This window comes from Filimonas lacunae, from assembly GCF_002355595.1.
In the GTDB taxonomy this organism is placed as follows: Bacteria; Bacteroidota; Bacteroidia; order Chitinophagales; family Chitinophagaceae; genus Filimonas; species Filimonas lacunae.
Genome location: NZ_AP017422.1, coordinates 1,206,819 through 1,218,575 on the forward strand (window position 1 = coordinate 1,206,819; position 11,757 = coordinate 1,218,575).

The 11,757-nt window shown below is 44.6% G+C and carries 9 protein-coding genes and 1 pseudogene; 6 read left to right on the forward strand and 4 right to left on the reverse strand.

The window, feature by feature from the left end; genetic code table 11:
* Positions 1-90: 90 nt before the first annotated feature.
* Positions 91-888, forward strand: coding sequence for an alpha/beta hydrolase family esterase (locus tag FLA_RS05015; protein WP_076382323.1), 798 nt, complete (start codon positions 91-93; stop codon positions 886-888).
* Between the two features lie 52 nt (positions 889-940).
* Here FLA_RS05015 and FLA_RS05020 read toward each other — a convergent pair whose 3' ends face one another.
* Positions 941-1,405, reverse strand: coding sequence for a Crp/Fnr family transcriptional regulator (locus tag FLA_RS05020; protein WP_231940392.1), 465 nt, complete (start codon positions 1,403-1,405; stop codon positions 941-943).
* 309 nt (positions 1,406-1,714) lie between these two features.
* On the opposite strand from FLA_RS05020, the gene FLA_RS05025 reads away from it, so the two are divergent.
* From FLA_RS05025 to FLA_RS05030, 3 genes and pseudogenes are all read left to right on the forward strand, one after another.
* Positions 1,715-2,650: a GlxA family transcriptional regulator gene (locus tag FLA_RS05025; RefSeq protein WP_076382322.1), complete on the forward strand. Its 936-nt coding sequence runs from the start codon at positions 1,715-1,717 to the stop codon at positions 2,648-2,650.
* Between the two features lie 75 nt (positions 2,651-2,725).
* Positions 2,726-2,845: pseudogene (locus FLA_RS32025) on the forward strand (hypothetical protein); the annotation flags it as partial.
* A 21-nt stretch (positions 2,846-2,866) separates the two neighbouring features.
* A complete protein-coding gene (locus tag FLA_RS05030) occupies positions 2,867-3,490 on the forward strand; it encodes a DJ-1/PfpI family protein (RefSeq protein ID WP_076382440.1) in 624 nt (207 codons plus the stop codon).
* Between the two features lie 145 nt (positions 3,491-3,635).
* Here the strand turns inward: FLA_RS05030 and FLA_RS05035 are convergent, their stop codons facing one another.
* The 3 genes from FLA_RS05035 to FLA_RS05045 form a co-directional block, all read right to left on the reverse strand.
* On the reverse strand, positions 3,636-6,488 hold the full coding sequence (locus FLA_RS05035) for a glycoside hydrolase family 31 protein (protein WP_076382321.1): 2,853 nt from the start codon (positions 6,486-6,488) through the stop codon (positions 3,636-3,638).
* Positions 6,489-6,516: 28 nt separating this feature from the next.
* Positions 6,517-8,208, reverse strand: coding sequence for a hypothetical protein (locus FLA_RS05040; RefSeq protein ID WP_076382320.1), 1,692 nt, complete (start codon positions 8,206-8,208; stop codon positions 6,517-6,519).
* A 555-nt stretch (positions 8,209-8,763) separates the two neighbouring features.
* Positions 8,764-9,351 (reverse strand): RNA polymerase sigma factor, encoded by a 588-nt coding sequence (locus tag FLA_RS05045; protein WP_084206515.1) that lies wholly within the window; start codon positions 9,349-9,351, stop codon positions 8,764-8,766.
* A gap of 346 nt (positions 9,352-9,697) precedes the next feature.
* On the opposite strand from FLA_RS05045, the gene FLA_RS05050 reads away from it, so the two are divergent.
* Both FLA_RS05050 and FLA_RS05055 read left to right on the forward strand, forming a co-directional pair.
* A complete protein-coding gene (locus FLA_RS05050) occupies positions 9,698-10,261 on the forward strand; it encodes a sigma-70 family RNA polymerase sigma factor (protein ID WP_159445189.1) in 564 nt (187 codons plus the stop codon).
* A gap of 71 nt (positions 10,262-10,332) precedes the next feature.
* The gene (locus FLA_RS05055; RefSeq protein ID WP_076382317.1) at positions 10,333-11,565 is read left to right on the forward strand and encodes a FecR family protein; all 1,233 of its coding nucleotides are present in this window, start codon (positions 10,333-10,335) and stop codon (positions 11,563-11,565) included.
* Positions 11,566-11,757: the final 192 nt, after the last annotated feature.

An 11,757-nucleotide genomic window follows, 5' to 3' on the forward strand; every position in this document is an offset into this window, starting at 1 on the left:
TAGAAGCTGGTGTGAAAGTTTGAATGGTAATTTTAAACACAGAATAGAAATTTCATCGTAGCTATACAGAAGGTCAGTTAAAAATATCCAATGAACTCAATTAGTAAAATTACACTGGTACTGTTTCTTTTATTTCCAGGTGTGGTAAACGCGCAGGAAACAGGCGTTACAGCAGTTAAACAATGGGAGGTGAATGGGGTTGCCCGGGAAGCGCTGGTGTACATTCCGGTTTCCGCAAAAAGCCGTCCAACGCCAGTTATCTTCCTGTTTCATGGCCATGGTGGAAATATGCAGGAAATACTTCGCAATCACGATTTTGAAAAGCTCTGGCCGGAGTCTATTGTGATAGCGCCCCAGGGCTTGAAAACGCCCGGACAACTGGTGGATCGGGCCGGTAACTATTCTGGTTGGCAGCAGGCGCCTGGTGACAGCAACGACCGTGATATTCATTTCTTTGATGAAATGTACCGTTCCCTGACAGAGGAGTATAAGGTAGACAAAAAGCAGGTATACGTTACCGGGCATTCCAACGGAGGTAGTTTTACTTATCTGCTATGGGCCATGCGGGGCGATTCCCTGGCAGCGGTAGCCCCCTCGGCAGGTGTTGCCTTCAAATTTAACAAGATGCTGAAACCCAAGCCTGTTATGCACATCATGGGAGAAAATGATCTGTTGGTAAAGCCTGCCTGGCAAAAAATGATGTTCAGTAGTTTATTAAAACTGAACGAGTGCAATATGCAGGGGCAACCTTTTGCAGAATCTGCCACCATGTATCCTTCGGCCATCCACATGCTCACTGTTTTATATCTTCACGCAGGAGGGCATGTTTATCCACGGGAGACGGATGCTGTAGTGGTTAAATTCTTCAAAAGTGCTTCTTCTCATTAGTGGAGGGAGGGTGTGCTAAACTTCTACAAACTGTACTCCTTTTTCTCATTTTTTAGGGCAGGTGCCGCTTTCTTAGCATGCTTAAAAAAACAGGAGTCATACCCAGTAACGAGGCTATATGCTTTTGTGGAATACGTTGCTCCAGGTGCGGGTAAAGTTTCCGGAATATACGGAACCGCTCTTCGGCAGATTGGGTTAATATAGTCAGCAGCCTGTTTTGATAAAAGACCAGTGCATTCTGGTATAGTATACGGAAAAAGCTTTCCAGTTTAGGGATCTCTGTAAACAATTGTTCCAGTTGTTCATGGCTGAAGAAGATGACTTCTGTTTTTTCCAGGGCCCCTATGTTGTATTTAGATTTTCTTTTACCGGAAAAGCTGGCAAGATCTGATACCCACCAGTTTTCCGGATGTAGTAACACGTTTTGTTCCACACCTGATTCGTTTAAATAGAAGGTGCGCAGGCAACCATAATTGACGAAATAAATGTACCGGCATATCTGACCGGCTTGTAACAAACAGGTGCCTTTAGGTATTGTCTTTTGCTGAAGAACGGCTACTATCCTCCTCTTTTCGTTTCCCGCTGGAGAAATTAAGCTAATGTAGTATGGGCTGCAATTGAGCAGCATCGGCCTGCTATTAAAGAGAGTGGCATATTGGATATTAGTGAAAGCAAAGAAGGTGTCTCCTGTTTTTGAGATATGTAAATAACTATTGGTAAACAGAGGTGCTTGCATAAGCTGGCACCTTCGTTGTTTTTGCCTTTCGCACAACTGTGATATAGAGATTATGCCGGCTTCCTGTTCATAACCTTTTAATTTAGCAGGATGAAACCCACACGAGTAATTTTTCTGCTGTTTGACGGGGTGCATCTGCTAGATCTGGCAGGTCCTGTAACGGTGTTTTATGAATCTGGTTGCTGTGGCAAGCCTTATGAACTTCATTATGTGTCGCCTTATTCCCATCCGGGCGCCTCTGCCGGTATTGGCTTTGCCGCTATAGCTCCGCTCCACTCGGTAACGATTACCGGTGATGATATTGTAGTAGTGGCCGGGATGGATCTTTCCCGCTTTCAGCGTGCTGATGATGCATTATGGATACCCTGGCTACAGGCCGCGGCTGATGCGGGTGCTGTTATCTGTTCTGTTTGTACGGCGGCCTTTGCCCTGGCGGCGGCAGGCTTGTTACAAGGGCGCAGTTGTACAACGCATTGGGCTTATACCCACACTTTACAACAGCAGTTTCCGGAGCTTACCGTGCTGGAAAATAAATTGTTTGTAAAAAGCGATAGAATATATACCAGTGCAGGTATTGCCACGGGTATTGATCTGGCGCTTTTTCTGGTAGAAGAGCAGCATGGAGCTGAATTTGCGTACACGGTGGCTAAAGATATGGTAGTGTACATTCGCAGAAACGGCACAGAATCGCAACATAGCGTATATCTGCAAAACAGGCAGCATGTAAGTCATACGATACATCAGGTGCAGGATTATATAGCCTGCCACCTGCATCAGAAAATAACCATAGAAGCACTGGCTGCACTGGTATATGTAAGCCCGCGAAACATTACCCGCCTGTTTAAAAAAGCTACTGGCAGTTCTATAGGTCAATATATACAACAACTACGCCTGGAAAAGGCACAGCAATTATTGAGAGCGGGTCATAAAATGGAATCAGTTGCCAGAGAGTGTGGCTTTAAAGGGTCTAATCAGCTGTTGCATTTGCTTAAAAAAGAAAGTATCTCCCCTTCCGGAGGGCAATAGATTGTCCGGATTTATAGGGTAGTTGTCCCGGAGGCATGAGTGGCTGTAGCTAGCTTTGCAGAAAAGCAATACACCATGAAACAACTGATTCTCTTTTTGCTGTTCGTTCCCTTGCTTGCATGCGCGCAGCCCCAGCCGCCTGTTTATATCTGCCCTCCCTGTGGCGCCTGTGATAGCCTGGTATTTCATCTCCCGGGCAATTGTCCTGATTGTGGTATGAAACTTATCAATAAGGACTCTCTAAAGAGCCAGCAAATGAGTATTTGCTTCTTCCTGTATGACGGGGTAGAAGTGCTTGACTTTGCCGGACCGATGGAAGTATTTTCTTACGCCGGTTTTCACATATTTACGGTTGCTAAAAAGAAAGAGCCTTTACTTTCTCAGCGTATACTGAAAATAATACCTGACTACAGCATAGCCGACGCTCCTCCGGCAGATATATTCGCTGTTTTTGGCGGCAATGATGATGTGGCAGCCAATGATCCGGAAGTGATCAGGTGGATACAATCGCGTGATAAAACTACCCAAAGCTATTTTTCTGTTTGCACAGGTGCGTTTATCCTGGGCAAAGCAGGTATATTGGACAATCTCACCGTAACTACTTTTCATCGTAGCATCGGGAGCTTGCAGCAGCAGGTGCGCAATGCCAAAGTGCTGGAAAATGTAAGGTATGTGGATAATGGAAGGGTAATCACTACTGCAGGCATTTCTGCAGGTATAGACGGTGCTTTGCACCTGGTGGCAAAACTAAAAGGACAAAAAGCAGCAATGGAAGTAGCCAAACATATGGAATATGATAAGTATGTACCTAACCAGGGACTGGTGGTAGGGCAGCCATGATATAAAGCTGAAATCTAATTAGTGTCACGCTATGATCAGTAGTAAGGTCATCGGTTGGTAAATAATTATCTTTATTGCAAGCGCATGGCTAAAAAGCGTATATAAGAAGCCCTGAGACCGGTTTTACGGTCTCAGGGACTATTCCTTAGCTGGTAACGCTGATAACAATACTGCTGTTATTGTCTGCCACGTTAATGATCACTTTCTCTGATGTACTATCGTAGTAATAACTGTTAAGCTGTTCGCCGTTTACTGCCGGTACGGGTAATCCGTTGATAGTAATAGCCGAAGGTGCGGTGGTGTAGCCGTACAGTTCCACAAAGAAGTTTGATTCTGCCGGTGAGTAATTATCGTATGTTCGCTGAAAGGTGATGTCTCTTTTATTGGTCAAATTACTGGTAGTAACAACTGTGGTTCTGTATACCGGCTTTGGTGCCAGATTTCCGGTGGTGGTTTTGTCATCCAGATATAGTGTATACGTACTGTTGGCGCCGGGATATATGAAAAAGTGTATCGGGTTTACCTCCAGCTGGCTGGTGTATTGCTGTAGCCCTCTTACAGGTATAATAGCGCCTTCGCGTACATAGATAGGTACAAGGCCCAATGGAACGTACCAGTTAATGTTTTGCCCTCCTGTGTTTGGCGCGCTGAGTTGTCCACCTGCAATATCAAACACATACCAGTTGCTGCCTGCGGGCAGGTATACGTTACGGCTGGTAGCGCCCTGTGTAATAACGGGGGCAATGAGTAGGTCTTTTCCTACATAGAATTCATCGCTTATACCGAATACGTTCGGGTCTGTAATATCGTTCAGAAACAGTGCCCGTGAAATGGGTTTGCCGTTTTGCGTGCATTCATACATGGTGTCGTAAAACAGCTGAATCAGCTGGTAGCGCATGTTAATGTAGGTTCGGCAGTAGCTCATGTAAGGATCGCCATAGGCATAGGGTTCCTGAAACGATTTGGTATAACCATCGTAGTGATTGCGGTACCATGGCAGGAAGGCAGCGCAGTTCATCCAGCGTACATACAGTTCCGGATCGGTAATGCTTACCGCATTCTGGTTGTTAATGCCTATATTAACACTGCCGGGGCCGTTGGCAAAGCCGCCTACATCACAGCCGGATATGGGCAGGCCTGATATGCCTATGTTGAGCACTTCAGGTATGTTGATGGAAAGAAAATCCCAGCTGGAAGCGGAATCGCCCGTCCATATACCGGCATAACGTTGAACGCCGGCATAGCCGCCGCGGGAAATGATAAAATTCCTTTTCTGGTAATTGTACATGCCTTTAAAACCTTCGCTGCTTTTGAGGGTAGTTAAACCGTTGTAAGTGGCTTTTACCAGATTGATAGCAAAAGTATTATGAATCACAGCTTCGGGCTGGTATTGCTGCGTTACGTAATCATACCGCATCAGATCCAGCGGCAGTGTTTTATCATCGCAGTCATTGTCTTCATTAGGCACAACAGCAGGATCTGTCATATCCTGCCAAATCATATCTATGCCGGTTTCCAGCAGGTATTGATATTGTAATCCCCACCAGACCTGTACTTCGGGGTCGCACATATTGCTGTAAAAACCATAGGTACCCAGCTGTTCACTTCCCTGCGGTGAGGCGGGGGTAGGATAGTATTGCTGGTAGGGGTTGATGTTAGGGTTTGTGGGCGAGTTGGTACCGTAATTTTCATTTGCAAGAAATATTAAAGGTGACGGTGCTTCTCCGGCACGTGTGTTAAAGATAAATGGTTGTACGGGGGCATCCGGTTTGTAGGTCGATTCGGGTGCGTTCTGCTGGTTAAGATTGAGCAGGGTGTCGCGCGTAGGGTAGGGGGTGGCAGTACTTCCGTTTTCGTCCAGCGGGTTAGCAGATACAATGCCGGTTATGTTGGTGCTGCAAACAAAGCCCATACTGTGCAGATTGTCGAACATTGCTTTTGCATCAGGAAATTTTACATTACTGATAGTGAAAGTGCGGTAATTGTCCTGAAAATCCACATCTATATGAAGCCCGTCAATCGGTATCTGGTTATTGCGGTATTGCTGCGCGGCATACGTGAGCTTTGTGCTATCCCAGTAGCCATAGCATCCCTGATGGTAACCCAGTGCATACTGCGGCGGCATGGCAGCACGGCCGGTCAGCTGCGTGTACTGGTCAATTACACTGGTAGCAACATTGTGCGTATCATCTGCTACGCCTGTTATTACGTAAAAATCCAGCTCACCGTACAGCGCTCCGAAGTAATATTTACCATCCATATCCGAATAATCGCTACAGCCCATATTGAAATAAGACTGTGCTGTATTATCGAAAAAAATGCCGTAGCTGTAAAGGCTTTGCGTGCCTACCGCCAGCAGAAACGGAATGGAGTTGTATAATGGGCCGGAGGGGTTTAGCGGACCTCCCTGATTGCCCGGAGGCACAACATTCTGGCCGGGTACAGTCGTTTGGTCGTTATAGGTGAAGTTGTCATAGTTGAAAAAGGTATACGTGTACTCATTCTTCTGAATATTGCTGCCCGCTTTTTCTCCCAATCCGTAATAAACTTCTTCCTCCGGCGAATTCATAATACAGGCAATAGCCTGATTGCTGTAGATGGCGTTGGTGCCCAGCTGTGTTTCTGTAATCAGCTGTGTTCCATTATATACAGCAAATCCAAAAGGTGCGAGCCCGACTTTCACCTGGATATTTCCGGTATCGAGCAGTAAAGTGCCGCCATTGTCGGGAAGTTCAGTGGCAGACACTGTAACTGTGCCCAGCTGATAATTCACTACGGCATAAGAGCGGTTAACAGAATAGTCAGGTGAGCTAACAGGATTAAAGCGTATTCGGAAAGTGGTGTTAGAGAGAAAGGATAGCTGTACCTGAAAATCACTGCTGTTGGTAAGCAGGAAGGTGTTGGTGTCTGGCTGTTGCCAGTTTACGTTGCCAATGGTGTTCCAGCCAGGCGCGTTGGCCTGGAACTGGTTTACCTGAACAAAACTGTAATTGCTCATAGATAAGGTTTATGTGATTTATAATGTGTTATGGACGCTTTCTGTGAGCTTTCAATTGCAGCAGCCATTCAAAATCGCCCGCAGCAGTAGCGGTGTTATATACTACTGAATCGGTATTGCCGGAGGTTTTTATAATGTCGCTGGCTATGCCTGCGGAAGAGTGGCAGCCTACACAGCTTTCTGTACCGAAAATTACAGTGTGTGTATTACTGATATCCTTATTCTTCGGGAAGTTGGGCATCTGGTAAAATGCAGGTTCATTACCTATCATGTAATTGTAGGTGGTACCGGTGGTGGGCGCTTTGTTAACCGGGTTTGTCATCAATGCCTTTTGAATGGCCACTACTTCTTCTGCGCTCAGCGGATTACTGCCGGAAGTGGTTGCCCCCTGGAAGTAGGTTTCCATTATCATATTTGTAAGGTAGGTAGGGGTAGGGTAGCCACCAGCCTTGTTCACTACTGCATCAGGTAGTTTATAAACGGTAGTATCGCTGTAGGGAGCGGCAGAGGGGCGTGTAGGCCATTGAGTGCCTATGAGCTGATAGTATTGTAAGAATGATTTATTGGTTTTAAGCAGTGCGCGCACCTGTTTGTTTAATGCAGCGGTTGCACCAGGTATTGGTAACACGCGTTGTATCTGGTTTTTAATCACTTTAGCAGTAGTGTCCGGTATCAGGTTTACCGGAGAGAGGCTCGATGGATCGTAGAAAGAAGGTTGTAAGGGTTTGCCTTTTACTTTTTCCAGTGGGTTGGTTTCCAGGTTATCTATCTGTTCAAAAGTGGCCCACATCCATTGTGGAGAAGATACGGTTTTAGCGCTGATGTGCATTCCTATCAGGCCTACATACGCCAGGTGAAAGGAACCATCACGTTCGTATACATAAGCTGGTTTAGATAAATATCTGTTGGGATCGTCTACATCTTTCACCAGTATTTTCCAGGCCAGTTTCAGTTCAATGCTTCCTTCTTTGGTAACATCCCCCGACGGAAAGGTTACCTTATTGCCGGCTTTGCTGAACTTCACCTGTCCGTCAATATTATACAGTTCATTCTGCACAATGTATTCAACTTCCTGGCGGCCCATTCTTATTTCGTAACGAACTTCGTTACCATGCTGATCCCATATGGGAGAAGTAAATGCCTGGTTTACCTCATCGGCAGAATCTCTTACAAATACATGGTGTCCTTTTTTGGTGGTTTTTGCTACCAGGCCGGATAAAGCGCTTGTGCGGAATAAAATGAGTGTGTCTTCCATTGCAGGTCTTTTTACCAGTGCACTCAATTTTCCCGACAGTTCTTTTTTACCATTCCATACGGTAGGTTTGCTGCCATCATCTTTAAATACTTCAAACGATTCTTTCCAGAATTCCCATTTTCTTTTACCCTCATCACTGATGCTTGATTTGGGTTTGCCGTCTGCTTCCAGGGGCCAGTTTAAAGCAATGAACGTTTCCCATGCCCATACATCAAACAGGCGATTAGTTTCGTCAAATTGTCCGGCATCAATAAGTTTATGCTCCAGCGCAGTGTCAACGTCATACGGTGCATCCGGAGAAAGTTTGGTAATATGTAAATAGCTTTCTCCTGCTTCCGGATCGGCATCTGGTTCGGAAGAGGCGGTGTTCTGCGAACGACAGGCCCAGAGAGAGGCGGTGAGGCCGGCAATAATTAACAGGCTTGCTAGCGCTGTTTTCTTACGTTGGTAAAAAAAAGTTAACATATATGATGGTTTTTGTTCTACCAAAATATGACAGCACTATAGAAAGTGGTGTTGATAGGCTGCCTGTAATAGGGAAGGGGTTGGGATAGTATATACATGTACCTTTTTTTGTAAATAATTATCCCTGACGATGGACAAGGTACAATGTATGAATAAGAAGTGCAATACCGGTTTTCAGTTATTTTTCGATGTTGATGCGTTGATGTTGTGTGGTGAACTTGTTCGAAATATGGTGCTGTATTGGGTTTAAGGGAATGCTTGGGTGGTTAAGTTATAAATATTAAATCTGCTCAGTTGCATTTTAATCTGAGACAGAAAGTTTAAAATCAGTTGTAAAATAGGACGTAAAAAATATTTTTATTTATTATATAAATAGCATGATTAATGCCACCCGTTGTGATACAGAATTCTTGAAGGCTGTTAAAGAGGTTGGCGTACCTCCTAATGTTTTTAGAGACCAGCAGCTGAATTAGCATGCTTTCTATCTGAACTTTTATTCAAAAGAAGATGTTGTCACTTGCTTTATTTGCGACTAACAGAAGCTTCCACGTCTTGTCAAATGTTGAAGTTGCTGGTGTGTGGCTGCACCCTGCGTTCCGTTTGTCTGATAAAAGAAGAGATTTCCATTGCCGCTTCCGATGCCTGATTGCGAACCGTCCTTTTATTGATAGAAAATTGTGCTGCCACAGCTTCACAACTCAACCCCTCCATTTTTACCAGTTGATAAACGATACGTTTACGTGGTGATAATTTTAGTAGTTGTTTTTTAACTTCCTCCAGATGCATGCGCGCATTCAGTCGTTCTTCCACATGTGTATAAGACAGTGCCGGCTGCTCCAACTGTTCATTATAGTAGCGTTGCGTGCTGCCACTGCGCTTATGGATGTCATATAGTAGGTTTTGCCGCATTCTGCACAAGTACCCTTTCAGGTTGTTGCTGATGCGAATGGCTGACCGGTTGGTCCACAGCTTTACAAAAAGCTGTTGTACGAGCTCTGCAGCTGCATCCGGGTCTTTTACTACACCTTCAGTAGTCTGCAATAGAAAATGATGATATCTGTAATAGAGGGTTTCAAAAGCCTTCTCATTGCCGTTGCGTACCTGTTCCCACAACAGGCTATCGTTGGACACTGACTTGTTCACGTAGTTCTGGTTTTAGGTTACTGCAATCTAGTTAAGCGCAAGGACTAGAAAAGTGACATGAGTTACAAAGCCGGAAAAATTAAACAGGTATATGGGATATTTCTGGAGAGAAAGCGATTGAAAGAAATTCTTAAATGCAGCCAGCTGCCTGGGTATTGTAAGGTTGCCCGTTGGCTCCGGCTTTGAAATTTAATGCATGAATATGTACCTTTATTCAGTTTTAATAGTAAAATTAACTGTGAATACGTTTGCCAATGGCTGGCAGACTGTAATATATTACAAACCAGATCATAGCCTTTATGGGCTACACTATGTTCTTGAAAACCAGGAAAGGAGCAGAGTTATCATGAAATACAAGGAATCGGAACTGGCAAAAGAAATTGCAGTAGGAAATCATGCTGCATTCGACCAGTTGTACAGACTGCTTTACCCGGCTTTATACCTGGTAGCTTTCCGGTTATCAAAATCGGAAACAGTTGCTGCAGACATCGTTTCCGATGTTTTTCTCCGCGTATGGGACGGGCGTGACCGTTTACCGGAAATTAAAGATCTCAATGCTTACTTATATATTAGTACAAAGAATACCACTTTCAATTATCTCAAGCGGCAAAATGGAATAGATGCTGTAACCAGCGGCATGTATACAGATAACAGAGAACTGTCAGATGACAGCTTTTTTGAGAATCTATTTTATGCCGAAACAATCAGGCAGTTAAAGGAAGCTGTTCAAGCCTTGCCTCCTGAATGTCGCAAAGTGACAGAACTGGTGCTGGAAGGCCAATCCACAAATGATATAGCAAAAAAGCTCAATATCTCGCCTTCAGCTGTCAGTCACCAGAAGGGGAGGGCTGCAAAGTTATTGAAAGGGAAAATCCTGCTGTTGCTGCTGATATTTTATGCTTCTCAATAGTAATCATAAAAATAAAGTGATTTTTTTTAGTCCCGAGATCAAATTTACATCATCCTAATTGTCTTATTAATATGTTACAAATTTCCGATGACCAGAATCAGGAAGATCAGTTTGCTGCATTGGCACGTATTGCTGCGCTGGTGGCCAAAGAGAAGTTGGGTGCATTGGATGTGCAGGAGAGGCAAGAGCTGGAGAGCTGGTTGTTAGAAAGAAATGAACATACGGATTGGAAGGATAAAATAAATGATAAGGATTTTTACCAGGAAATAAGCAGGCTGTATGCTGTAGCGGAATCCGGAATGGAAGCAGCACGAAGCGCTTTTAATAAAAAATATTTTAATAAATTACCTGATATAAATGATGCAACGGCAGATATAGTGCCGCCAGGGAGGCGGATACCCTACCGATGGATAGCTGCAGCTACCATAATACCGCTGATGCTGGTGGCGCTCTGGCTTCTGAACCGGAAGGAAACAACAAAAGAAATTACAGGTCAGGCATTGATACTTCCCGCAGGCAACAAGGCTATGCTTACGCTTGCAAATGGGCAACGTATTACGCTGGATAGTGGTACTTCGGGTAATGTGATACAGGGAGCAGATATTCAGGTGAATTATAAAGATGGCCAGGTAGCCTATCAGGATGGAACGGGTACAGAGAAAGAGTTGAGTTGGAATACGCTTTCCACCGGCAAAGGCGGCATGTTTCACCTGTTGCTGCCCGATGGAACCAGTGTATGGCTTAATGCGGTATCATCAATACGTTATCCTGCAGCCTTTGTTGGAAAGGAGCGGCATGTGGAATTACAAGGACAGGCTTACTTTGAAGTGGCAGCAGGTAAAGAGAAGCCTTTTACTGTAGCTGTGAATGGTATGACTGTAACAGCATTGGGGACTGCCTTTGATATTATGGCTTACAGTGATGAAAGCAGCAGCAGGGCCACACTTGTAGAAGGTGCGGTGATGGTGGAAAAAGGGAAGGCTGTTGAGCAATTGCAGCCCGGAGAGCAGGCAGTTCTTACGGCAGCCGGAGATCTTGCTGTTAACAGATTGGCAAATGTAGAAAGTGTGGTTGCCTGGAAGTTGGGTTTTTTTCAGTTCAGCCATACAGATATACAAACTCTCATGCGGGAGGTTGCCAGATGGTATGACGTGGATATAGTGTTTCAGCGCAAAGATATTTACAGTAAGTATGGTGGAAGGATAAGCCGCAAACTTGATCTTGCAGCATTGCTTAGTCTTCTGGAAGGCAATGGGGTTGGGCATTTTAAGATGGAAGGACGTCGTGTGATTGTGTTGCCATAATTCAGCTATGGCCTGCTGAAAATAAACAGGCCGTCAAAACTTCAACACCTGATACTCATAAAAGGTTTTAAAGACCAGGTAATCGCAATGGTGCCAATGGTATTACCATGGATATAGGTGAGTGTGGGCTATGTATTGGAAGGATATATTAATGACTGACTGTTATACAATTTACCGGGTATTTTTAAAACA

Coding starts and splice junctions, on each gene's coding strand:
- FLA_RS05015 (WP_076382323.1), top strand. CDS start 91: ATGAACTCAATTAGTAAAATTACACTGGTACTGTTTCTTTTATTTCCA.
- FLA_RS05050 (WP_159445189.1), top strand. CDS start 9,698: ATGAAATACAAGGAATCGGAACTGGCAAAAGAAATTGCAGTAGGAAAT.
- FLA_RS05055 (WP_076382317.1), top strand. CDS start 10,333: ATGTTACAAATTTCCGATGACCAGAATCAGGAAGATCAGTTTGCTGCA.
- FLA_RS05025 (WP_076382322.1), top strand. CDS start 1,715: ATGAAACCCACACGAGTAATTTTTCTGCTGTTTGACGGGGTGCATCTG.
- FLA_RS05035 (WP_076382321.1), bottom strand. CDS start 6,488: ATGAGCAATTACAGTTTTGTTCAGGTAAACCAGTTCCAGGCCAACGCG.
- FLA_RS05040 (WP_076382320.1), bottom strand. CDS start 8,208: ATGTTAACTTTTTTTTACCAACGTAAGAAAACAGCGCTAGCAAGCCTG.
- FLA_RS05030 (WP_076382440.1), top strand. CDS start 2,867: ATGAAACTTATCAATAAGGACTCTCTAAAGAGCCAGCAAATGAGTATT.